The organism is Bradyrhizobium ontarionense (assembly GCF_021088345.1).
GTDB classification, from domain to species: Bacteria; Pseudomonadota; Alphaproteobacteria; order Rhizobiales; family Xanthobacteraceae; genus Bradyrhizobium; species Bradyrhizobium ontarionense.
In genome coordinates, this window is the sequence record NZ_CP088156.1 from 327,897 (window position 1) to 351,479 (window position 23,583).

At 63.7% G+C, this 23,583-nt stretch carries 23 protein-coding genes; 14 read left to right on the plus strand and 9 right to left on the minus strand.

The window, feature by feature from the left end:
* The first annotated feature begins 2 nt into the window (after window positions 1-2).
* The 7 genes from LQG66_RS01260 to LQG66_RS01290 all read left to right on the plus strand — a co-directional run bounded on the left by LQG66_RS01260 (window position 3) and on the right by LQG66_RS01290 (window position 5,436).
* Entirely contained in the window at window positions 3-857 is an 855-nt protein-coding gene (locus LQG66_RS01260) for a shikimate dehydrogenase (RefSeq protein WP_231322531.1), read from the plus strand.
* Window positions 858-908: 51 nt separating this feature from the next.
* A complete protein-coding gene (locus tag LQG66_RS01265) occupies window positions 909-1,577 on the plus strand; it encodes an amino acid ABC transporter permease (RefSeq protein WP_231322534.1) in 669 nt (222 codons plus the stop codon).
* A gap of 10 nt (window positions 1,578-1,587) precedes the next feature.
* Window positions 1,588-2,244 (plus strand): amino acid ABC transporter permease, encoded by a 657-nt coding sequence (locus LQG66_RS01270; RefSeq protein WP_231322536.1) that lies wholly within the window; start codon window positions 1,588-1,590, stop codon window positions 2,242-2,244.
* 51 nt (window positions 2,245-2,295) lie between these two features.
* Window positions 2,296-3,123, plus strand: a complete 828-nt coding sequence (locus tag LQG66_RS01275) for a transporter substrate-binding domain-containing protein (RefSeq protein WP_231322538.1) — start codon at window positions 2,296-2,298, stop codon at window positions 3,121-3,123.
* A gap of 62 nt (window positions 3,124-3,185) precedes the next feature.
* Window positions 3,186-3,932 carry an amino acid ABC transporter ATP-binding protein gene (locus tag LQG66_RS01280; RefSeq protein WP_305879309.1) on the plus strand — a complete coding sequence of 249 codons (747 nt, stop codon included), beginning with the start codon at window positions 3,186-3,188 and terminating at the stop codon, window positions 3,930-3,932.
* A 13-nt stretch (window positions 3,933-3,945) separates the two neighbouring features.
* Window positions 3,946-4,395, plus strand: coding sequence for a type II 3-dehydroquinate dehydratase (gene aroQ / locus LQG66_RS01285; protein WP_231322540.1), 450 nt, complete (start codon window positions 3,946-3,948; stop codon window positions 4,393-4,395).
* 6 nt (window positions 4,396-4,401) lie between these two features.
* Window positions 4,402-5,436 (plus strand): Gfo/Idh/MocA family protein, encoded by a 1,035-nt coding sequence (locus tag LQG66_RS01290; protein ID WP_231322543.1) that lies wholly within the window; start codon window positions 4,402-4,404, stop codon window positions 5,434-5,436.
* A 114-nt stretch (window positions 5,437-5,550) separates the two neighbouring features.
* Here the strand turns inward: LQG66_RS01290 and LQG66_RS01295 are convergent, their stop codons facing one another.
* Together LQG66_RS01295 and LQG66_RS01300 are read right to left on the minus strand one after the other, a co-directional pair.
* Entirely contained in the window at window positions 5,551-8,697 is a 3,147-nt protein-coding gene (locus LQG66_RS01295; protein ID WP_231322546.1) for an efflux RND transporter permease subunit, read from the minus strand.
* Window positions 8,694-9,863, minus strand: a complete 1,170-nt coding sequence (locus tag LQG66_RS01300) for an efflux RND transporter periplasmic adaptor subunit (protein WP_231322548.1) — start codon at window positions 9,861-9,863, stop codon at window positions 8,694-8,696. Before LQG66_RS01300 ends, LQG66_RS01295 begins: the two co-directional genes overlap by 4 nt.
* Before the next feature lie 157 nt (window positions 9,864-10,020).
* On the opposite strand from LQG66_RS01300, the gene LQG66_RS01305 reads away from it, so the two are divergent.
* The 7 genes from LQG66_RS01305 (at window position 10,021) to tolA (ending at window position 16,774) form a co-directional block, all read left to right on the plus strand.
* A complete protein-coding gene (locus tag LQG66_RS01305) occupies window positions 10,021-10,482 on the plus strand; it encodes a MarR family winged helix-turn-helix transcriptional regulator (RefSeq protein ID WP_231322550.1) in 462 nt (153 codons plus the stop codon).
* A gap of 442 nt (window positions 10,483-10,924) precedes the next feature.
* Entirely contained in the window at window positions 10,925-11,185 is a 261-nt protein-coding gene (locus tag LQG66_RS01310) for a hypothetical protein (protein ID WP_231327659.1), read from the plus strand.
* Window positions 11,186-11,438: 253 nt separating this feature from the next.
* Complete coding sequence (locus LQG66_RS01315; protein ID WP_231322552.1) at window positions 11,439-13,868, plus strand: TonB-dependent receptor; 2,430 nt, start codon at window positions 11,439-11,441, stop codon at window positions 13,866-13,868.
* A 2-nt stretch (window positions 13,869-13,870) separates the two neighbouring features.
* Window positions 13,871-14,560, plus strand: a complete 690-nt coding sequence (locus LQG66_RS01320) for a Fe2+-dependent dioxygenase (RefSeq protein ID WP_231322555.1) — start codon at window positions 13,871-13,873, stop codon at window positions 14,558-14,560.
* A complete protein-coding gene (gene exbB, locus LQG66_RS01325; RefSeq protein ID WP_231322557.1) occupies window positions 14,557-15,492 on the plus strand; it encodes a tonB-system energizer ExbB in 936 nt (311 codons plus the stop codon). The genes LQG66_RS01320 and exbB overlap by 4 nt, the downstream gene beginning before the upstream one ends.
* Window positions 15,493-15,498: 6 nt before the next feature.
* On the plus strand, window positions 15,499-15,966 hold the full coding sequence (gene exbD, locus LQG66_RS01330; RefSeq protein WP_231322559.1) for a TonB system transport protein ExbD: 468 nt from the start codon (window positions 15,499-15,501) through the stop codon (window positions 15,964-15,966).
* Window positions 15,967-15,985: 19 nt separating this feature from the next.
* Complete coding sequence (tolA, locus tag LQG66_RS01335; RefSeq protein WP_231322561.1) at window positions 15,986-16,774, plus strand: cell envelope integrity protein TolA; 789 nt, start codon at window positions 15,986-15,988, stop codon at window positions 16,772-16,774.
* Window positions 16,775-16,790: 16 nt separating this feature from the next.
* Here tolA and LQG66_RS01340 read toward each other — a convergent pair whose 3' ends face one another.
* The 7 genes from LQG66_RS01340 to gntR form a co-directional block, all read right to left on the minus strand.
* Window positions 16,791-17,195, minus strand: coding sequence for a hypothetical protein (locus LQG66_RS01340; RefSeq protein WP_231322563.1), 405 nt, complete (start codon window positions 17,193-17,195; stop codon window positions 16,791-16,793).
* 57 nt (window positions 17,196-17,252) lie between these two features.
* The gene (locus tag LQG66_RS01345; RefSeq protein ID WP_231322565.1) at window positions 17,253-17,933 is read right to left on the minus strand and encodes a site-2 protease family protein; all 681 of its coding nucleotides are present in this window, start codon (window positions 17,931-17,933) and stop codon (window positions 17,253-17,255) included.
* A 56-nt stretch (window positions 17,934-17,989) separates the two neighbouring features.
* Window positions 17,990-18,379 carry a GFA family protein gene (locus tag LQG66_RS01350; RefSeq protein ID WP_231322567.1) on the minus strand — a complete coding sequence of 130 codons (390 nt, stop codon included), beginning with the start codon at window positions 18,377-18,379 and terminating at the stop codon, window positions 17,990-17,992.
* Between the two features lie 252 nt (window positions 18,380-18,631).
* Complete coding sequence (locus LQG66_RS01355) at window positions 18,632-19,378, minus strand: SDR family NAD(P)-dependent oxidoreductase (protein ID WP_231322569.1); 747 nt, start codon at window positions 19,376-19,378, stop codon at window positions 18,632-18,634.
* Window positions 19,379-19,571: 193 nt separating this feature from the next.
* Entirely contained in the window at window positions 19,572-20,306 is a 735-nt protein-coding gene (locus tag LQG66_RS01360; RefSeq protein ID WP_231322571.1) for an SDR family oxidoreductase, read from the minus strand.
* 137 nt (window positions 20,307-20,443) lie between these two features.
* Window positions 20,444-22,267, minus strand: coding sequence for an IlvD/Edd family dehydratase (locus LQG66_RS01365; protein ID WP_231322573.1), 1,824 nt, complete (start codon window positions 22,265-22,267; stop codon window positions 20,444-20,446).
* 179 nt (window positions 22,268-22,446) lie between these two features.
* Window positions 22,447-23,526 carry an HTH-type transcriptional regulator GntR gene (gene gntR, locus LQG66_RS01370; protein ID WP_231322577.1) on the minus strand — a complete coding sequence of 360 codons (1,080 nt, stop codon included), beginning with the start codon at window positions 23,524-23,526 and terminating at the stop codon, window positions 22,447-22,449.
* Between the last annotated feature and the right edge of the window lie 57 nt (window positions 23,527-23,583).

Consider the following 23,583-nt stretch of genomic DNA (forward strand, 5'->3'; position numbering starts at 1 on the left):
CAATGCATCCAAAACCCAGCTTTCTCGTCGGCCTGATCGGCAGCGGCATCGCGGCGTCTCGCACGCCGCCCATGCACGAAGCGGCCGCCGACGCCGCTGGCATCCGCTATCTCTACAAGAAGATCGATCTGACCGAGTTGAACCTAGGGGTCGAAGCGTTGCCGGAATTGCTCACGGCCGCAAGGCGGCTTGGCTTTGACGGATTGAATGTGACCCATCCCTGCAAGCAGGCGATCATTCCATTGTTGGACGAGCTTTCGCCTGACGCGGAGACGCTTGGTGCCGTGAACACCGTGGTCGTCAGGAATGGTCGAATGACCGGCCATAACACCGACTGGTTCGGTTTTGCCGAGAATTTTCGCCGCAACATGCAAGGTGCACCACTCGGTCGCGTCGTGCAATTCGGTGCAGGCGGCGCGGGCGCAGCGGTTGCTTTCGCGCTCATGAAGCTTGGCGTGCAGGAACTGACCATCATAGACGTCGACTTGGCCAAGGCGCAGAGCGTAGTCGACGGCTTGTCCCCTCGATTTGTAGACGGGCGCTTGAGGGCCGGCCAGGATGTCGCAGCGGCCGTGGCTGCCGCAGACGGAATTGTAAACGCGACGCCGATCGGCATGGACAAGTATCCGGGAACGCCGCTGCCGCTGGCGATGCTGCGTTCCAGGCTCTGGGTCGCTGAGATCATCTACTTCCCCCTCGAGACCGCGCTGCTGCGCGCGGCGCGTACCCTCGGCTGCCGCACGGTCGATGGTGGCGGAATGGCGATCTTCCAGGGCACCGAAGCATTCCGCCTGTTCACGGGCGTCTCGCCTGATCCAGACGTCTTCTTCGCAACTTTCGCATCCCTGGGAGGGTGACACCCGGCCGATGGGCGAGCGGCACTCACAACGCCCGAGAGGAAACGCAAGATGGGCTACACGCTCGATTTCTCGGTGGTTTGGTACGCAATGCCCGCGCTGCTGTGGGGATGCGTGGGGACGTTGGGTTTGGCGCTTGCTGGCATGACGCTCGCCATGATGATCGGCGTCGCGGGCGTCGCGGCCCGCGATGCGAAGTCGGCCTGGTTGCGCGCCATCGTGATCGGCTTCGTCGAGATCGTGCGCAATACGCCGTTCCTGGTGCAGATCTTCTTTCTGTTCTTTGCACTGCCGCTCGTCGGGTTGAAGCTCAATCCGACCGCCACCGCCATTATCGCACTCGGTGTGAACGGAGGCGCGTACGCCATCGAGATCATCCGCGGCGGCGTGCAATCGATTCACAAAGGGCAAATCGAGGCCGGCTACGCGCTCGGACTGCACAAAGGGCAGGTATTCCGTTCCATCGTACTCAAGCCCGCGCTTCGCGCGATCTATCCCTCGCTCACCGGGCAGTTCATCATGCTGACGCTGACCTCGTCGATCTGTTCGGCTGTGTCCGCCTATGAATTGACGTCGGTTGCGCAGCGCATCGAAAGCGACACATTCCGCAGCTTCGAGGTCTATTTCTTCGTCACTTTCCTCTACCTCGCGATCTCCTGGCTGCTGATGTCGGGCTTCGCAATCATCTCCCACCGCTTCTTCTCATATCCGACGCGCTGAGGAGCAGATCATGACACCGCAGTTCGGTCTTCCGGAGTTCGGCTTCCTCCTGCGTGGTCTGCAATGGACGGTGCTGCTGACGCTGGTTGCATTCGTCGGTGGCTGTACCGCCGGCCTGATCGTCGCACTGTTGCGCACCTGCGGTCGCACGACCGTGGAATGGATGGTCCGGATCTATATCGGAATCTTCCAGGGGACACCGCTGCTGCTGCAACTGTTCGTGGTGTACTATGGCTTAGCGCTCCTCGGATTGAAGCTGTCAGCATTCGTTGCGGTCGCGATCGGGTTCACCGTCAACGCCTCGGCTTTTCTGGGCGAGATCTGGCGCGGCGCAATCCAGGCCGTGCCTCGCGGTCAGACCGAGGCCGCAATGGCGCTCGGTCTGCATTACTCGTCGCGCATGCGCGACATCGTGCTGCCGCAAGCCATTCGCATCGCGCTGCCGGCGACCATCGGCTATCTCGTGCAGCTCATCAAGGGCACCTCGCTCGCTGCCATCGTCGGCTTCATCGAACTCGCCCGCGCCGGTCAAATCATATCGAACCAGACCTACCAGCCGCTGCTCGTCTTCGGTGTGGTCGGCGCGATGTATTTCATCCTCTGCTGGCCACTCTCATGGTGGGGCAGTCGGGTGGAGGCCAGGCTCGCCCTGGCCGGTCAAAGGTAGGTTCGGCGCACCTACTCAATCAAACACAGCCATCACCAGGAGGAGATACTCATGTTGTTTTCGCTCAATCGCCGCCAGTTCGGCATTGCGCTGCTGACGCTGTCTGCCATCGTTGCCGCAGGCGGCTCGCAGGCGGGCACTCTGGAGGACGTGAAGAAGAAGGGCGTCGTCGTCATCGGCATTCAGGGCGATAATCCGCCCTGGGGCTATGTCGATAGCTCAGGAAAGCAGGACGGAATCGATGCCGACATGGGGCGCGCCTTCGCTGAATATCTCGGCGTGAAGGCCGAGTTCGTCCCGCTGGCGGTGGCCAATCGTATTCCGGCGCTGACCACAGGCCGCGTAGACATTCTGTTCGCGACGATGGCCATGCTGCCCGAGCGCGCGAAGGCGGTACAATATTCCAAACCATATGTTGCCAACGAGATTACCCTTGTCGCTGCCCAGGCAACGCCGATCAACAGCAATGCCGATATGGGCAAATATGTCATCGGCGTCCCGCGCTCCTCCACGCAAGATACTCAGGTTACCAACAACGCCCCGTCGGGCACCGAGATCCGCAGATTCGACGATGACGCGGCCACGATCCAGGCACTGCTCTCCGGCCAGGTCCAGGCCGTCGGTGCGAACTTGTTCTACCCGCAGCGTCTGAACGCCGCAAAGCCGGAACTTGGGTTCGAGCCCAAGCTTCACTTCACCGCTTTGTACAACGGGGCCTGCACGCGCCTGGGAGAGAAGGAGTGGAACGAGACGGCGAACAAATTCATCGACCAGATCAAGTCTAACGGCAAGTTGGCCGGTTTCTACGCAAAGTGGATGAAGGTGGCGGTGCCGACCTTCCCCGACTCGATCCCCGGCGTTCCGTTCACAGTTCAATAATCACTGCAAGCGGCCGACGCGCTGGGCGCGTTGGCCGCCGTCCGATAGCGGAGGCCGAATCCATGCAGGACAAGATCCTGATCGAAATGAAGGGCGTTCAGAAGTGGTACGGCGGGTACCAGGCCCTCCGCAACGTTGATCTTACTGTGCGCAGAGGCGAAAAGATCGTGCTCTGCGGTCCGTCCGGTTCGGGCAAGTCGACGCTGATACGCTGTATCAACCGCCTCGAGGCGATCCAGCAGGGTGGTATCGTGGTGAACGGTCATCGGTTGGACGACAGCATCAAAGCCATCGATGTCGTACGTCAGGACGTCGGCATGGTCTTTCAGAGCTTCAACCTTTTTCCGCATATGACGGTCTTGCAGAACTGCATGCTCGCCCCCATTCGCGCGCGCCGCATCAGCAAGACCGAGGCGAAGGCGACCGCGCAAAAATATCTCGAGCGGGTGCGCATTGGTGATCAGGCCGAGAAGTATCCGGCTCAGCTCTCGGGCGGTCAGCAGCAACGTGTCGCGATCGCGCGTGCGCTCTGCATGCAGCCCAAGGTGATGCTGTTTGACGAACCGACCTCGGCTCTCGATCCGGAAATGGTCAAGGAAGTGCTCGATACGATGATCGGCCTCGCCAACGACGGCATGACCATGATTTGCGTTACCCACGAGATGGGTTTTGCCCGCCAGGTTGCCGACCGTGTCATCTTCATGGCTGGAGGGCAGATCATCGAAGAAGGCGCGCCCAACGCTTTCTTCCGCAATCCGCAGCACGCCCGCACCAGGCAGTTCCTTGGAGAGATTCTTGCCCATCACTGAACGGAGTTCTTCCATGAGTCGTCTTGTCTACGTCCTGAACGGGCCAAATCTCAATTTGCTCGGCAAGCGCCAGCCCGACATCTATGGCCACGAGACGCTTGCGGATGTGGAGCGAGATTGTCGGGGGCTAGCCACGGAGCTCGCGCTGGAGATGCGCTTTCACCAGTCGAACAGAGAATACGAGCTGATCGATTGGATCCACGAGGCGCGCGAGACGGCTGCCGGTATCGTGATGAATCCTGCAGCTTTCACCCATACGTCGATCGCCATCCTGGATGCTCTGAACACGTTCGAGGGTACAGTGATCGAGGTGCACATTTCCAACGTGCACAAACGCGAGGAATTCCGCCACCACTCGTTCGTTTCCAAACGAGCTGATGGCGTCATAGCAGGCTTCGGCACTCAGGGTTATCTGCTCGGCTTGCGTCGTGTTGCCAAGTTGCTTGATGAGAAGAAGGGATAGTATCGTATGAGTGCCCCCGTCCGCCTGTCAGTGATGGGAGCGGGTCTCATCGGCAAGCGACATATTGAGCACATTCTCGCACGGCCGGAGGCGGCACTATCGTCGATCGTCGATCCGATGCCGGCGGCACGAGAGTTGGCGGTATCGCTGAAGGTGGACTGGTTTCCGTCCTTTCGGGACTTGGTCTCGGAAAATCGGCCGGAGGGGGTGGTTATCGCCACCCCCAACCAGATGCACGTGGCGAACGGCATGGATTGCATTGCTGCGGGCATTCCGGCGCTGATCGAAAAGCCGTTAGCGGATGACGTCGTGGCTGCACAGGCGTTGGTCGAAGCCTCCGAGCGGGCGGGCGTGCCGCTGCTCACCGGCCACCACCGCCGCCACAACCCGATGATCCAGCGCGCCAAGGCGGAGATCGACAGCGGCCGGCTCGGTCAGATCATATCCGTGCATGGCATGTTCTGGCTGATCAAGCCGGACGATTATTTCGAAGTGTCCTGGCGCCGCGAAAAAGGGGCGGGCCCTGTTTTCCTAAATCTCATCCACGATGTCGACCTGCTGCGGTACTTGTGTGGGGATATCGTGGGGGTACAGGCTGCGCAATCCAATCGACTGCGTGGAAATGCGGTTGAAGAGACGGCGGTGATCATCCTGCACTTCGCCTCCGGCACGCTGGGAACGGTCAATGTCTCCGATGCCATCCAGTCGCCCTGGAGCTGGGAATTCACTGCTGGTGAGAATCCAGCCTATAGCCATACGCGGGAGACTTGCTACCAGATCGGCGGCACCAAGGCTTCGCTGGCTATTCCGCAACTCGATCTATGGCATCACCCAAGCAAGGCTAGCTGGTGGGCGCCGATCGAGCGCGAGCGGCTGAGGTACGAGAAGGAAGACCCGCTCGGGCTGCAGATCGCCAATTTCTGCGGAGTCGTCCGCAGTACGGCCGAGCCTGTGGTGAGCGGGCGTGAAGGGCTGAAAACCCTCAGAGTGATCGAGGCGGTTAAACGCGCGGCGGAAACTGGAGATTTCGTATCGGTCTGAAATTCGCAAGCTCGCTTTTCATTTGGAAACAACCGCCAAGCTATTGACATTACTAGGGCGGAATTCTGCGCTTTTTTCCAAACGCGGATTGAAATCATTGAATAATCAAACTGATTATTCCGCCGCTTCCTTGACCGGGTCGGGCGCCGCGGTGTCGGTCTCGTGATCGATGTGCGCGCGGCCCCAGCGCGAGAAGGCGTTGTTGACCTTGTCGAGATAGAGATAGATCACCGGCGTCGTGAACAGGGTCAGCATCTGGCTGACGATCAGGCCGCCGACCATCGCGTAGCCGAGCGGCTGGCGGATCTCCGACCCGGTGCCGTTGCCGAGCATCAAGGGCACGCCGCCGAGCAGCGCGGCCATGGTGGTCATCATGATCGGACGGAAGCGGAGCAGCGCCGCCTGGCGGATCGACTGCTCCGGCGCCAGATGCTGGTCGCGCTCGGCTGCGATCGCGAAGTCGACCATCATGATGCCGTTCTTCTTCACGATGCCGATCAGCAGAATGACACCGATCAAGGCAATAAGGCTGAAGTCGTAGCCGAACGCCATCAGGATCGCGAGCGCGCCGACACCGGCCGAGGGTAGCGTCGACAGAATCGTGATCGGGTGGATGTAGCTCTCGTAGAGGATGCCGAGGATCAGATAGACCACGACCAGGGCCGCGAGGATCAGGAGCGGCACGGTCGACAGCGACTGCTGGAACGCCTGCGCCGTACCCTGGAAGCTCGAATTCAGCGTCGACGGCGCGCCGATCTCGACCATGGCGCGCTGCACCGCGTCGGTGGCCTGGCCGAGGGCTATGCCCTGGGCGAGGTTGAAGCTGATCGTGATCGACGGGAACTGGCCCTGGTGGCTGATCGACAGCGGCCGCACGGGCACCGTGGTCCAGCTGGCGAAGGTGGACAGCGGCACCTGGTCGCCGGTCGTCGGCGACTTCACATAGAGCTTGTTCAACGTGTCGAGATTGCCCTGCAGCTCGGGCAGGATCTCCAGGATCACGCGATAGGAGTTCAGCTGGGTGAAGTACTGCGCGACCTGCCGTTGGCCGAAGGCGTCATAGAGCGTGTCGTCGATCAGCTGCGGCGAGATGCCATAGCGCGAGGCGGTGTCGCGGTTGATGACGAGCTGCACGGTGGTGCCGTCGGCCTGCTGGTCGGTGGCGACGTCGCGCAGCTGCGGCAGCGAGCGCATCTTCTCCAGGACCTTGGGCGCCCACTCGTTGAGCTCGGCGACATTGGGATCCTGCAGCGTGAACTCGAACTGGGTGCGGGACGGGCGGCCGCCGAGCCGGATGTCCTGCGCCGCCTGCATGTAGAGGCGCGCGCCCTCAACCTTTTCGAGCTGCGGCCTGAGGCGCGCAATGATCTGTTGTGCCGTCGCGGAGCGCTCCTCGCGCGGCTTCAGCGTGATGAACATGTTGCCGTTGTTGCCGGCGCGGCCGGAGCCGCCGATGTTCATGGCGATGCTGGCGACGTCATGATCGGCCATCACGATCTTGGCCAGCGCCTCCTGGCGCGACTGCATCGCCTGGAACGAGATGTCCTGCGAGGCTTCGGAGGTCGCGGTGATCAGGCCGACGTCCTGCTGCGGAAAGAAGCCCTTCGGGATCAGGATGAACAGGTAGACCGACAGGCCGAGGGTGGCGAAGAACACCATCAGGGTGACTAATCTCCAGCGCAGGGCGAGATCGAGACCCTTCTCATAGGCGCGCAGCAGCGCGTCGAACGCGGCTTCGCTCCACTGGTAGAACTTGCCGTGCTGGGCGGCGTGCTCGTTGCGCAGGAAGCGCGAGGCCATCATCGGCGTCAGCGTCAGCGAGACGATCATCGAGACGAAGATGGTCATCGCCAAGGTCACCGCGAATTCGCGGAACAGGCGGCCGATGATGCCGCCCATCAGCAGCAGCGGGATCAGCACCGCGACCAGCGAGATCGAGATCGAGACGATGGTGAAGCCGATCTCCTTGGCGCCCTTGTAGGCGGCGGCCATCGGCGATTCGCCTTCCTCGACGTAGCGCGAGATGTTCTCGAGCATCACGATGGCGTCGTCGACCACGAAGCCCACCGCGATCGTCAGTGCCATCAGCGACAGGTTGTCGAGCGTGTAGCCGACCCCCCACATCATCGCGCAGGCACCGAGCAGCGCCAGCGGCACCGTGATGGTCGGGATCACCGTGGCCCAGAAGCTGCGCAGGAAGACGAAGATCACCATCACCACCAGGAAGATGGTCAGGATCAGCGTGAACTGGACGTCCTCGACCGCGGCGCGGATGGTCGTGGTGCGGTCGGAGATCAGGTCGATCTTGATCGCGGGCGGGATCGCTGCGACCAGCCGCGGCAGCAGCGACTTGATGCGATCGACGGTCTCGATGACGTTGGCGCCCGGCTGCTTGAAGATCACCAGGAACACGCCGCGCTGGCCGTTGGCCCAGGCCGCCTGCTTGGCATCCTCGGCCGCCGTCACGGCCTTGCCGATGTCGCGGATGCGCAGCGGACCGCCGTTACGGTAGGCGATGATGACGTCGTTCCAGTCCTTCGACTCGGTGAGCTGGTCGTTGGCGTAGATCGTGTAGGCGCGCCGCTCGCCGTCGATGTTGCCCTTGGGCGCGTCGACCGTGGTGATCGCGATCTGGCTGCGCACGTCCTCCATCGACAGGCCCTTGGCGACGAGCTTGGCCGGATCGATCTGGATGCGGATGGATGGCTTCTGCTGGCCGCCGATGATCACCTGGGCGACGCCTGCGATCTGGCTGATCTGCTGGGCGAGGCCGGCGTCGACCGCGTCGCTGACCGTGGTCAGCGGCAGGGTCTCCGAGGTCGCGGACAACAGCAGGATCGGTGAATCAGCCGGATTGACCTTGCGATAGGTCGGCGGCGATGGAAGGTTCTTCGGCAGCTGGCCGGAGGCGGCGTTGATCGCGCCCTGGACGTCGTTGGCAGCGCCGTCGATGTTGCGGTTGAGGTCGAACTGGATCGTGATCGCGGCGGTGCCCAGGTAGCTGGTCGAGGTCATCTGAGCGATGCCGGGAATCTGGGCGAACTGCCGTTCCAGCGGCTGGGCGACCGACGTCGCCATGGTCTCCGGGCTTCCACCCGGCAGGTTGGCCGTCACCTGGATCGTCGGGAAGTCGACCTGCGGCAGCGGCGCGACCGGCAGCAGCGGATAGGCGACGAGGCCGATGAAGAGGATGCCCGCCATCAGCAGCGATGTGCCGATGGGGTATTTGATGAAGGGTGCCGAGATGCCGCCGCCGTTCATTCCGCCCGGACCTTAGCTGGCGCCGGGTCCGAACTGGCCACCGCGGTGGTCACGACCGATCCTGGCTGCACTTTGAACTGACCGCCGGTGATCACCTGCTGGCCCGGCGTGAGGCCTTCTTCCACGACAGTACGGCCATCGAACGAGACGCCCACCTTCACCTTGCGCAACTCGGCCTTGCTGTCCGGGCTCACCGTGTATGAGTAAAGCCCGCTGGTCGAGTGTTGGACCGCGTCGTCAGGAACCACCGTGGCGTCCTTCAGGGTCCGCACCAGCAGCCGCGTCGACACCGACTGCCCGGGCCAGAGCACGTGCTCCTTGTTGTCGAACACCGCCTTCAGGCGGATTGTTCCGCTGGTCGTGTCGACCTGGTTGTTCACGACCATGAGCTTGCCTTCGGCTAGCTGCTTCTTGCCGTCGGTGGAGAACGCGATCACCTTCAGGGGAGCGACCTTCTGCGCCTCGTTGATGTAGGGCAGCTGCTCCTCCGGCGCGGTGAAGATGACCGCGATCGGCTCGATTTGCGCGATCGAGACGACGCCGGTCTGGGTCGATGCGTTGACGATGTTTCCGACATCGACCTGACGTAGGCCGGCCACGCCGGAGATCGGCGCCTTGACCTGGGTGTAATCGAGCTGAGTCTGGGCGTTGGAGATCGCGGCCTCGTCGGACGCAATCTGTGCCGTGAGCTGCGCCACGGTGGCGCGCTGGGTATCGGTCTGCTGCCGCGTCGCGAACTCGCCGAGCTTGGTGAAGCGCTGCAGATCGAGATTGGCGTTGTTGAGGTTGGCTTCGTCCTGCGCCCGCTTGGCCTTGGCCTGATCGAGCGCGGCCTGGAAGGACCGCGGATCGATCTCGACCAGCAGGTCGCCCTGGTTCACGAGCTGGCCTTCGGTAAAGGCGATCTTGTCGATCTGGCCGTCGACGCGGGTGCGGACCTGGACGGTGTTGAAGCCCTGCACGGTGCCGAGGCCGGTCAGGAAGACCGGGAAGTCGGCCTTCTCGACCGGGACGGCCGAGACCCGAACGGCCGGTGGCCGGTTCGATTTCTTCGCCGCCGTCTTCTTCGCCGCGTCAGCGTCCTGATAACGCTGCCATCCGTAATAGCCGGTACCGCCGAGCGCTGCGACCAGCAGGATCCAACCGATGGTTCGTGATGTCTTCATGGTGGCCCATATGCTGAGACGGACAGGATAACCGGTCTTTAAAACCATTCCCAGCGCGCCAGATATAGTATGCACGCACTTAATGTGTAAACACACGAGGGCGTGGACAAACCTAAACAATTCGCAAGCTTCGAGGGACGCCAAGGGAGTCACGGCCATGTCGCTGGACGAGAGACGCCAGCTCGTTGCGCAGCTTGTCGAAAGCTCGCGCATTCTGCGCAACTATATTGATCATCGTGCCAAGCAGCGCGGCACGACGCGCGCGCAATGGGTGGTGTTGTTTCGGCTGCGCGCGCAGGAGGGGTTGTCACAGGTCGATCTCGCGGACGTGTTGGAACTGCAGCCGATTTCGCTGGTGCGCCTGCTCGACAGGCTGGTGGAGCAGGGGCTGGTGGAGCGTCGGCACGATCCGAAGGATCGCCGCGCGAATCGGCTCCATCTCACCGCGGCCGGCCGAAAGCTCGTCGACGACCTCGATGGTCTGCGCGATGCGATCGCTGCGGACGTCCTGCACGACATTCCGGACGATGCGGTGGCGACCAGCCTGGCCACGCTGCGCGGCGTCAAGGAGCGGATCAAGGCGCTGTCCGAGACGGAGGCCGGCGTTGCCGCCAAGTAGCCGAGCAACGATCGCGGGACGAGAAAGTCCGATCTTGAGTTGTGTCGTCTCGTAATAACATCTTGAGTGCGAAGTTTTGCCGGGAAGCTTGTTCTCCCATCGGCGATCGCGCGCGGGGAGCATTCCCCGCAGCGTGCCCGAACAAGGATGCCACAACGGTGCCGGTGCTGGTGTCAGTACGGCTCGCTGGGGCTCGAACCAGCCGAATGCTTCGTTGCACGCTGCGCATCCGGTGCCGCGCACGGCACTCTGCCTGGTCGTCCTGCCCGCGATCCGACCTATTGTCGCCTTCTTGTCGCGTCCGATGAGAGCTGATTAGAAGCGGATGGATCCGGTGGCGCGATGCTGCCGCCGGACGACTGCCGATTTCAACCGGCCGGGGCCCGTCGTCCGCACACGCGAGGGCCGGGCATGTGATGACAACGAGGATTTGGAGCCGAAGATGGAAGAGTTGAACGGAAAGATGCTCGCGTGCCAGATCCTGGTGACCGGCCTGATCGCGCGCGTTGCCAACGAGCAGCGCGATCCGTTGCGATTCCTCACCGATTTCCGGGACGAGATCAGGGCCGTCGTCAAGGGCGTGCGAATCGCGGGCGTCGACGATGCGGATCGCGTGCGTCAAATCGCGGTGCAGACCGTCGACGAGCTGTTCTCATTGATGAAGCCGCCGAGCAGCGACGAGCAGATCGGCTCGTCGAACTGAACCGCGCACGAGCTGCGATCGACGATTCTCGGACAGCGCGGGTCAAATTGCGCTGTTTAGAATGATTTCAAGTTCCGCGCGTTGTTAGTTGAGTGTGTTTAGAATTGTTTTGATCTGGAACTATTCAAGGCCAAATTGGGGCTCCTCAAATTGACCCCCTGAAACGCCCTCGATACCAACGATGCATGTTTGCAGCGCGAATGATCCGCGTTCGCGACGTTGGAATGAAAAATCTGGGGCGCGTGAAAACAAAATGGGACAGGTGAGAGCACCGCGTTCGCTGCGAGCGGTGGCAGCGATGAGCTTCGCGGACGGACGACAAGCAGACGGAAGGGCGGAGGGGCCTTCCCTCGGCAGAGCGTCGGCGGTGGCGGGATTGATGGCCGCGGCGACGATGTCGGCAGCTGAAGCACAGCCGGCGTCCGATTTGCCGCCCGTCAACGTCGATGCGCCGATCGCGCGCGCCAGGCCTGCGGCCTCCAAGCCGACCGCCGAGCAGGTTCGCGCCCGCAATGCCCTGCGTCGCGCGGCCCGTCAGCAGGCCGCACAGCAGGCTGCAGTCCCGTTTCCGAACGCGGGCGGCCTGGCCGCTCCCGACGCCAATCCCTATGCGGATGCGGCGGCGCCCTACAAGATCGACCGCGTGGCGTCGGGCAAGTTCACCGAGCCGCTGCTCAACACGGCCAAGACGATCACCGTCCTCAGCAAGGAGGTGCTCGAGGACAAGAATGCGACCTCGCTCAGGGAAGTCGGCCGCTCGACCGCGGGCGTGACGCTCGGCTCGGGCGAGGGCGGCAACGCGTTCGGCGACCGCTTCTTCATCCGCGGCTTCGATGCGCGCAACGACGTGTTCATCGACGGCATCCGCGATCCCGCCGTCTCGATCCGCGAGAACTTCTTCACCGAGCAGATCGAGATCCTGCGCGGACCGGCATCGGCCTATGCCGGGCGCGGCACCGCCGGCGGCGCCATCAACATCGTCACCAAGCAGGCCGGCGACCGCAACTTCTACAACGCCGAGTCGACGTTCGGCACCGACCAGACCAAGCGCGTGACGCTCGATGTCAACCAGGTGATCTCGCCGACCTTCTCGGTGCGCACCGGCGGGCTGTTCCAGGACGCCAATGTCGCGGGCCGCGACTACGTCACCGACAATCGCTGGGGCGGCTTCATCTCCACCAAATGGACCCCGACCGACACCATCAAGGTCACTACCAACTACGTCCACACCGATTCCAGCGGCCGGCCGGATTTCGGCGTGCCCTACTACAAGCAGGGCAACGTGCCGGTCACGGAAGCGGGCATCTCGCGCAACACCTGGTATGGCTTCCTCAACCGCGACTTCCAGACGGCGCGGCAGGATTTCGGCACGCTGACCGGCGAGTTCAAGCTGACCGACAGCGTGACCCTGACCAGCCGCACCCGCATGGAGCATTCGGACCTGATCTATATCGGCACCTTGCCGCAGAGTCCGGTGACGACGAGCTCCAATCCGCAATTGTGGACGTTCACGGCGAGCCCGCAGAGCCGCAACCAGTGGGTCGACGTCGTCGCCAACCAGCAGGACGTCAACATCAAGTTCGACACCGGCTCGGTGAAGCACACCGCCGTGGTCGGCACCGAGGTCTCCAACGAGAAGGTCTACATCAACCGCTACACCGGGTTGTCGTCGGAATTCTTCGGCGGAGGTGCGTTCAGCGGCACCGGTGCGCTGGCGGGCCAGTCGATTGCCGCGCCGGCCTATACCGGCATCCCGTTCAGCACATTGCCTTCGCTGGGACCGACGCCAACGCGCTATGACGTCGACACCCGCTCGCTCTACGTCACCGACACCGCCAACTGGCAGGATACGGTGATCCTGAATGGTGGCGTCCGCTACGACAACTACAACATGTGGGCTTCGACCACCGCGGCCAATGCCACCAAGCTGAACTCGGACTTCATCAACTACAACGGCAGCGTCGTCTACAAGCCGCTGCCGATCGGCAGCATCTACGCGGCCTATGCGACCTCGACCAACCCGTTCGGCTCGGAGCTCGACGGCACCGGTACCGATTATGGCGCGCCGATCCCGGGCGGCACGATCCTCGGGCCCGAGCGCAACAAGGGCGCCGAGCTCGGCACCAAATGGGAGCTGTTCAACCGCCATTTGCTGGTCAGCGGCGCCTTGTTCCAGACCACCAAGGAGAATGCGCGCGAGACCATCAATGGCGTTCTCACCTCGGGCGCAGCCTACCGCATCCAGGGCATCGACCTCGAGGCGAGCGGCAATCTCACGGACCGCTGGAGCATCTTCGGCGGCCTGGTGCTGATGCAGTCCAAGGTCACGCAGAGCGGCGTCGCCTCCAACATCGGCCTGCAGCTCGCCAACGTCGCGCATCAATCGTTCAGTCTGCTGTCGAAGTACAAGTTCGATGACGGCTGGGAGCTCGGCGGCCAGGCGGTGTTCAGGTCGAAGGTATATGGCGGCACGTTCGGCGCCAACACCGGCACCTTGATCCCGAGCTATTGGCGGTTCGACGCGTTCGTCGAGAAGAAGATCGACGCGCATTGGACCATGAAGCTCTATGCGCAGAACCTGACCAACAAGCTCTATTACGACACGCTGTACCGGAGCGCGGCGCCATTCGTGGCCGTCGCCCCGGGGCGCGCCTTCTACGTCGTGACAACCGCGAAGTTCTGATCATGCTGATCTGCATCCCCGACGTGCTGTCGAAGGACGAGGTGGCCGAGTTCCGCCGCATCATGGATGCGGCGGAATGGGAGGACGGCCGCTCGACGGCCGGGGCGCAGTCGGCCATGGTCAAGCGCAACGAGCAGTTGCCGCCCGACGGCGAGGTGGCGCGGACGTTGGGCCAGCGCATCATCACGGCGCTGACGAAACATCCGCGCTTCCTCTCGGCGGCGATCCCGCTGCAGATCTTTCCGCCGTTGTTCAACCGCTATACGGCGTCTCGCGGCGACCATTTCGGCATCCATGTCGACAATGCCGTGCGCGGCGATCCGCTTACCGGCCTGCGCATCCGCACCGATCTGTCGATAACGCTGTTCCTGGCCGAGCCGGACACCTATGACGGTGGCGAACTCGTGATCGAGGACACCTACGGCTCGCACGAAGTCAAGTTGCCGGCTGGGCACGCGGTGCTGTATCCGTCATCGAGCCTTCACATGGTGACGCCGGTGACGCGCGGCGCCCGCGTCGCCTCTTTTTTCTGGATGCAGAGCATGGTACGGGAGTCCCACGTCCGGAGCATGATCTTCGATCTGGATACGGCGATCCAGAGTTTGACCGAACGCCTCGGGAGGGACGATCCCGATGCCGTCAAGCTCACCGGCATCTATCACAATCTGATCCGCCACTGGGCCGAGATATGATGACATCGTTCCTCGTTAGGTTTGCAATCGTCCTGTCATTTCTGAGTGTTTCGGCCGGCTTGCCTGCACATGCGCAGCAGGTGACGGGGCAGGCGGCGGCGACCTCGATCGATCCGGTGGTCCCGACGCCGAGCGACGGCAACGTCGTGAACGGCAGTTCGGCAGGCGCTGCGGCGCCGTCGGCGGCGAATGCGCGGGGTGGAAAGGGGATTGCCACCGGTCTCGATGAGCTCTCGCCTCTGGGCATGTTCCTCAAGGCGGACATCGTCGTCAAGGCGGTCATGCTGGCGCTGGCGCTGGCCTCGGTGGCGAGCTGGACGATCCTGATCGCCAAGAGCCTCGAATTCTCCGTCCTGCGTCGCAGGCTCGGCGGCGCGCTGCGCAAGCTTAGCGGTGCGAAGACGCTGGCCGAAGCGCAGCTTGCGCTCGGCAATGGCAGGAGCGTCGCGGCGGTGCTGCTTCAGGCGGCGATCGCCGAGACCAGGCTGTCGGCTGGGCTCGGCAGTGACGAAGGCATCAAGGAGCGCGCCGCGTCGAGCTTCATCGAAATCGTGCGTGCCGAGGCGCGCCGCGTTCGGACCGGCATGGGCCTGCTCGCCACCGTCGGTGCGATCTCGCCCTTCGTCGGACTGTTCGGCACCGTCTGGGGCATCATGAACAGCTTCATCGGCATTTCCAAATCGCAGACCACGAACCTCGCGGTGGTCGCGCCGGGCATTGCCGAGGCGCTGCTGGCGACCGCGATCGGGCTCGCCGCCGCGATCCCCGCGGTCATCATCTACAATCACTTCTCCCGTGTCACGAAGGGCTATCTCGAGCTGGTCAACCGCGCCTCGGGCGCGGCCGGGCGGCTGTTGTCGCGCGATCTCGATCGCGACTCCCGCGATCTCGATCGCAGCCAGATCGGCATTCACGTGCGGGCGGCGGAGTAGCAGGCGATGGCCGTTTCGCTTTCCGAAGGCGATCTCGACGACGATTTCGACGAGACCCATGACATCAACGTGACGCCGTTCATCGACGTCATCCTGGTGCTGCTGATCATCTTCATGGTGGCGGCGCCGCTGTCGACCGTCGACCTGCCGATCGACCTGCCGTCGTCGAGCGCGACGCCGCAGAAGAAGCCGGACAAGCCGACCTATGTGTCGATCAAGCCGGATCTCGGGCTCGCGATCGGCGAAACGCTGGTCAAGCGCGTCGATCTCGTGCGCGAGCTCGATGCAATGCCCGATGTCCCCAAGGACCGGCCGATCTTCCTGCGCGCGGACAAGCTAGTGCCCTATGGCGAGCTGATGGGCGTGCTGGAGCTGTTGCGCGCCGGCGGTTACACCAAGATCAAGCTGGTGGCGCTGGAGGCGCCGCCCGTGGCGCCGTTACAGCCGGCGGCGCCTCAGCCTGCACAGCCATGAGACCGTGAGCCGCTTGCCGATGAGTGATCTCGACACCGGACACAGCTCCTCCCGCCGCATGTGGTTCTTCGCCGCGATCGGGGCGCTCATGCTGCACGTCGGCGGTGCGGCGCTGGCCCTGACGCATCTCAGGGAGGAGGAGGACATCGGCGGCCTGGGCGCGGCCGGCGCAGAGGTCATCGACATCGATCTCGCCTCGCCGAAGGTCGAGAACGACGATGTGCCGGTCGGGCAGGACTCGGAGGCGCAGAACGCCAGTCAGTTTATGCCGGAGCAGGTCAAGGAGGCTGAGCAGACCGCCGCCATCAAGGCCACTCCGACGACGGCCGAGGAGGCCGATCAGCAGGTCACGACCAGCGAGATCGTGAAGCCCGTCGAGGAAGAACAGAAGGTCGCAATCAAGACCGAGGCGCAGGACTACAACGAGGCTTCGCAGGACAGCGCGCGGAAGGCGCTCGACGACAAGGCGCCGGAGGCCGAGAAGACGAAGGCGCCGAATGTCGGCATCGGCAAGGACCGCGAGAAGCTCACGGCCAATTGGGGCCGCAAGATCAGCGCCTATGTCTATCTACACAAGAAATACCCGCCCGGTCAGGACAAGGACGTGACGGTCAAGCTGAGCGTCGTGCTCAATCGCCTTGGACGAATTGTTGCATTGAGCGTCAAGGAATCGTCCGGCATTTCAGTTTTTGACGAAGCGGCCCTTGCGATGGTGCGCCGTTCCGATCCCGTGCCAAAGCCGCCGGCCGGCCTGACCGACGAGGAATTCCCGTTCACGTTGCCGGTCAACTTCAAGCCGCCGAAATGAGCGGATCGGCCGGCGCTTACTGAAGATACAGCCTGACTCCGACATAGACCACGGCGAGGCCGGCGAAGATCAGCGCGACCGGAAGCCGCGGCCGGGTCGAGGGCCTGCTCTGTGCCGCCTTGGGCTTGGGCGGCAGCTTGCGAAAGGCGGTGACGTTGTCGGTCACGGGCTCGGCTGCGACCGGCTTGACCTCGGGGGGCGCGCCGCCGCCGCCCATCTCGGCATAATAGGCCTTGTACATCTCGCGGATGGTGGCCTCGGTCGCCTCGTCCTCCGACACGTCGTTGAGACGGGTCTTGTAGCTCGCCAGGAACTCCTGCGCCGGTGGCGGCAGGCCGGACGCGCCGTTCAGCTTGGCGATCATCTTCCATGTCGCGAAATCGGCGCGAGCCCGCGTGTCGGCGCGGCGTGCAATCATCATGTCAGCGGCTTTTACCAAGAGTGCCTCGGAGCTCGTTCACCATCCCTGGCGTCAAATTTAGGCGTTGCCCGTCAATAGCAGAAGCAGCTGCTTCAGTGAATCAGTCGTGGCGCGGAGCAGCCCTGACACAAGATCAAGATTGAGACCGAACTGGGAACCCGCCAGCGGCAGAATGATCAAAAATCCGATCAGAATCAGCATGCCATAGGGCTCCAGCCGGGCCAGGGGGCGCGCGAGGATACCGGGCAGCAGGCCGACCGCCACCCGGCCGCCATCGAGCGGCGGTATCGGGAGCATGTTGAACACGGCGAGCAGGATGTTGAAGGAAAACGCGTTGAGCAGATTGCCGGCAACCCATCGGGCGGCGTCCGGCGGCACCAGGGGCAGGGCATGGAAGGCGAGCCCGGCGGCCAGCGCCAGCGCGATGTTGGTCGCGGGCCCGGCGAGCGCCACCATGACCATGCCGGCCCGTAGCGGCTGCAGGTTGCGGAAATTGACCGGCACCGGCTTGGCATAGCCGAACAGGAACGGCGAGCCGGACAGCAGCAGCATTCCGGGCAGCAGGATCGTGCCGAACGGATCGATGTGCTTGATCGGATTGAAGCTGACGCGACCGAGCTTCATCGCCGTGTCGTCGCCGAAGCGCCAGGCGACGAAGGCGTGGGCGGCCTCATGGAAGGTGATGGCGATGATGACCGGCAGGATCCAGATGGAGATGCCGTAGAGCGAGATGTTCAAGGATTAAGGTTCCGGACGCGTTCGACCACCTACATAGGCACGACGGTTCCCCGATGCTACGCCGGATTTTCCGGAAATTGCGGCAGGCCGTCGTTGAGCTGGACCCAGTCCATCTTTTCCGACACCCAGATGTGCTCGGTCGGTGCAAATGCGTTGCAGTCGTCGAAGCAGGCCAGCGCCACGCCGACCACGGGACGGGTCTTGCGCCAGGAGAACAGCCGTGTGCCGCAGCGCGGACAGAACATCCGGTCGAGCGCATCGGAGGAGGGGAAGCGCGCGGTCTCGCCCTGGATGGTGAGCGCGTCATGCGCAAACAGCGCGCGTGCGAAGAAAGGTGCGGCCGTCGCCCGCTGGCAGTTGCGGCAATGGCAGATCCGCACATTGATCGGCTCGCCCTCGCATTGAAAGCGCACCGCGCCGCAGAAACAGCCGCCGTGGTGGGTCATGATGTGGACTTCCTGAAGGGAGGGGATCGGGTGCCCAGCGCAGCCGCAGTCGAAGCTGTACGGAGAGAGTTCGCCGACAGGATGCTTCCTAAACCCGTGATGTCGCCACGAAACACGCTGTCATCACCCGCGAAGGCGGGTGATCCAGTACGCTGCGGCCTCTCGGTCCAGCACCGCCGCCGGCGATTACTGGATCGCCCGGTCAAGCCGGGCGATGACAGATTGCCCTCAACGATCATGCTCATATCGAGACTAATAAGTCGCGCGTCCGCCCGAAATATCGAACACCGCGCCGGTCGAGAACGAACACTCTTCTGAAGCGAGCCACGATACCAGCGCCGCGAGCTCCTCGACCAGCACGAAGCGGCCCTTCGGGATCTTCGACAGCATGAAGTCGATATGGGTCTGCGTCAGCTGGTCGAAGATGGCGGTTTTCGCCGCGGCCGGCGTCACCGCGTTGACGGTGATGTCGTGCTGCGCGAGCTCCTTGCCGAGCGACTTGGTCAGCGCGATCAGGCCTGCCTTGGAGGCCGAGTAATGCGCCGCGTTCGGATTGCCTTCCTTGCCGGCGATGGAGGCGACGTTGACGATGCGGCCATAGGCCTGCTTCAGCATGACCGGCACGATTGCTTTCGCGCAGATGAAGGGGCCGTCGAGATTGATGCGCAGCACCTTGCGCCATTCCTCGAGATCGGTCTCCCACACTGTCTTGTTGATGCCGGCGATGCCGGCATTGTTGACCAGGATGTCGATGGTGCCGAAGGCGGCCAGCGTCGCGTCGCGCGCGCCCTCGACGGCCACGGTGTCGGTGACGTCGACCTTCAGCGCCAGCACCTCCGGGCCGATCTCCTTCGCCGTCTTTTCGGCCAGCGCAATGTCGTGGTCCCAGATCGCGACCTTCGCTCCCGATGCCTTGAAGCGCTCGGTGATGGCGCGGCCGAAGCCTTGCGCGCCGCCGGTGACGACGGCGCAGCGGTGGGTGAGGTCGATGTGGTTCATTGGTGTTTCCCCTCCTGAGAGCCCGGCTTCCTGCGGCGTGCTCGGTGCGCTCCCTCTCCCCGTTCTTCACGGGGAGAGGGCAGGGGTGAGGGGCAGACGCACGGGTGGTGCGCGTGGTGAGACCCGTACCCCTCACCCGGATTGCATCTTCGATGCAATCTTACCTCTCCCCGCAGGCGGGGAGAGGTAAGAGCTACAACGTCCAGCCGCCGTCGATGGTGTGGGCGACGCCGGTGGTGAAGGCGCTCTCGTCGCTGGCGAGATAGACCGCGAGATGGGCGATCTCTTCCGCGGTGCCGAGCCGGCCCATGGGCTGGCGCGAGATGAACATCTCAAGCCCGTTCGGGCCGGCCGAGGCGGCGCGGCCGAGCAACGACGGCGTCTCGATGGTGCCCGGGCAGATGCAGTTGCAGCGGATGTGCTTGCCCACGAAGTCGGCGGCGACCGAGCGCGTCAGCGCCGCCACCGCGGCCTTGGTCGCGCCGTAGACGTAGCGGTTCGGCGCCGCCTTGAACACGCCGGCGGCCGAGGCGATGTTGACGATGGCGCCGCCGCCCTCAGCCAGCATCTTCGGCAGGAAGGCGCGGATGGTCCGGTGCATCGACTTGACGTTCAGGTCGAAGGAGAAATCCCAGTCGTCGTCGGAGCAGTCGAGGATACTGCCGTTGTGAACGAAGCCGGCGGCATTGAGCAGGATCTCGACCTTGCCGACCCGCTCCGCCATGGCAGTCACCGCGGCGGTGTTACGGACGTCGAGCGTCGCGACCTCGGTGATGCCCTCGCTTTTCAGCGTCGACAGGCCCTTCTCGTCGATGTCGGTGGCGAACACGGTGGCGCCTTGACGCGCGAAGGCGATCGCACAGGCGCGGCCGATGCCGGCGGCGGCGGCAGTGACGAAGGCGCGTTTGCCCTTGAGGCGGTCGGACATGGGGTCTCCCTGCAATGCGATTTGATCTTCTTCCGTCATCGCGAGCGCAGCGAAGCGATCCAGGGCCGGACGAGGACTCTGGATTGCTTCGTCGCTTCGCTCCTCGCAATGACGTTGGTTGGATTTGTACGCTGTGATTAGTGATTATGCCTTGCCACACCCACGGTGCCGGCGATGTCGTGGTAGCGGGTGGCGAACTCCATGCAGGCGCCGGTCGACTGCTGGCCGACGGTGTTGCGATAGAGCTCCTGCCACGGCGTCTGGTTGGCCGGATGCGGGAAGCCGCCCTTGGCCTTGAGCTCGGCGCGGCGCTTGGCGAGCTCCTCGTCGGAGATCAGGATATTCGCCGAGCCCTTGTTGAGGTCGATGCGCACCTTGTCGCCGGTCCTGAGGATCGCGAGCCCGCCATCGGCCGCGGCCTCCGGCGAGGCGTTGAGGATCGAGGGCGAGCCCGAGGTGCCGGACTGGCGGCCGTCGCCGATGCAGGGCAGGGACAGGATGCCGCGTTTGATCAGCGCCGCCGGCGGCTGCATGTTCACGACCTCGGCGCCGCCGGGATAGCCGATCGGGCCGGCGCCACGGATGAACAGCACGCAGTGCTCGTCGATTTCGAGCTGGGGATCGTCGATGCGGTCGTGATAGTCCTCCGGCCCTTCGAACACGATGGCGCGGCCTTCGAAGGCGTTGAGGTCCTTCGGGTTGATCAGATAGCGATCGCGGAATTCCTTCGAGATCACGCTGGTCTTCATGATCGCGGAGTCAAACAGATTGCCGCGCAGCACCAGGAAGCCGGCATCCTTCACCAACGGCTTGTCGTAGGACCAGATCACGTCGCCGTCGGGCTTTTGCGCGTCACGGCAATTGTCGCCCATGCTGCGGCCATTGACGGTGATCGCGTCCTCGTGGATCCGCTTGTGCCGCATCAACTCGCCGATCACGGCCGGCACGCCGCCGGCGCGATGGAACTCCTCGCCGAGATAGAAGCCGGCCGGCTGCATGTTGACGAGCAGCGGCACGTCATGGCCGAATTTCTGCCAGTCGTCGATATCGAGCTCGACCCCGACATGCCGCGCCAGCGCGTTGATGTGGATCGGCGCGTTGGTCGAGCCGCCGATCGCGGAGTTGGCGACGATGCAGTTCTCGAACGCCTTGCGTGTCAGGATGTCGGACGGCTTCAGATCCTCCCACACCATGTCGACGATGCGCGTTCCCGTCTCGTAGGCGATCTGGCCGCGCTCGCGATAGGGCGCCGGGATCGCGGCGCAGCCGGGCAGGGACATCCCGAGCGCCTCTGCCAGCGCGTTCATGGTCGAAGCGGTGCCCATGGTGTTGCAATGGCCGATCGAGGGCGCTGAGGAGGCGACGATCTCCATGAACTCCTCGTAGCCGATCTCGCCGGCGGCGAGCCGCTCGCGCGACTTCCACACCACGGTGCCGGAGCCCGTGCGCTCGCCTTCGTGCCAGCCGTTCAGCATCGGCCCGCCCGACAGCACGATCGCGGGAATGTTGACCGTCGCCGCCGCCATCAGGCAGGCCGGCGTCGTCTTGTCGCAGCCGGTGGTCAGCACCACGCCGTCGAGCGGGTAGCCGAACAGGATTTCCACGAGGCCGAGATAGGCGAGGTTGCGGTCAAGTGCCGCAGTCGGGCGCTTGCCGGTCTCCTGGATCGGATGGGTCGGAAATTCCATCGCGATGCCACCGGCGGCGCGGATACCCTCGCGAACGCGATGCGCCAGCTCGATGTGATGCCTGTTGCAGGGCGAGAGATCGTTGCCGGTTTGTGCGATGCCGATGATCGGTTTGCCGGACTGCAGCTCGGCGCGCGTCAGCCCGTAGTTCAGATAGCGCTCGAGATAGAGCGCAGTCATGCCCGGATTGTGCGGATCGTTGAACCACGCCTGCGAGCGCAGCTTGCGGCCCTTGTCAGCGCCGTTGCCGGCATGTCCGTTGGATTTTGTCATCGTTTTCTCCCGCAGTGCAAACGTGGCGATGCCGGTCCGTCGTGATGCTGACCGGCGCATCGTTCATCCGAGACGAAGCGCCGCAGTCATGTGCGATTGGCCAGCCGTCGAAGATCGCCTACGTCTTTCGTTCAAGTCGTCCTGGATGAAGTCGTTCTAGTTCACGAATTTTGGTTGCGCTACCATTTTGTTCCTGAGATCCGACCGGCCTGCGGCGGCAGCGTCGCCGCGGCGCGTTGCAGGGTCGAGCTCTCGCGTTGGATCACCTCGAAGCCGAGGTCGACGACGCGTTGCGCGACGGGACGTCCCTCGATCGCGTCCATGATCATCGTCGCCGCGCGCCGGCCCATGTCGTAGCGGTTGGTGCGCACGCTGGTCAGGCTCGGCACGGCCGCGGCCATGAACTCCATGTCGTTGAAGCCGACGATCGCGACCTGCTCGGGGACCGCGATGTGCCGGCGCTGGCATTCGAACAGGACGCCGAGCGCGAGGTCGTCGTTGGCGCAGAACACGGCGTCGAGATCCGGCGCCTTGAGCAGGAGGTCGGAGAACAGGCTACCGCCCATCGTCGCGGACGTCGGGACCGGCGCCGTCACGATCAGCCGCGGGTCGAACAATGCAGCGTCCTTCATCGCCTTCTGGTAGCCCTGCAGGCGACGCTGCACCCTGGGGTCCATGCGCGCGCCGATGAAACCGATGCGGCGGCAGCCCTGGCCGAGAAGATGCGAAATTGCTGCGTAGCACGCGTCGACGTGGGAAAATCCAATCATCATGTCGATCGGATCGGCGCCGAGCTCCATGATCTGCACGACCGGGCAGTCCGCCGCCTCGATGACGGTGCGGCCTTCGGCGGTCTGATCCTGGCCGGTGACGATCAGCCCGGCCGGCTTCTGCATCAGGAACAGTTGCAGCAGGCGCTCCTCCTGCAGCACGCTGTAGCGCGTGTTGGCGAGCTGGATGCCGTAGCGGCTGCCCTCGAACGCGTCATAGATACCGCGCAGGAGGTCGGCGAACACGTTGTTGGTGAGCGAGGGGATCAGCACGCCGATCACCTCGGTGCGCTGCGAGGCGAGCGCGCGCGCGGCGAGGTTCGGCACATAGCCGAGCTCCTTGGCGGCGCTCTCGATCCTGGCGCGGCGACCCGGCGAGACCGTGTCGGGATTGCGAAAGAAACGTGAGACGGTGATCGGACTGACGCCCGCGAGCTCCGCGACTTCGGTCAGGCGCACTTTGCCCGGCTTGATGCGTGTCCGTCCCATGCGCTGCTCATAGCATAGGCGGTCTGGTACACAAGCGATATTGACAGCGCTATCACG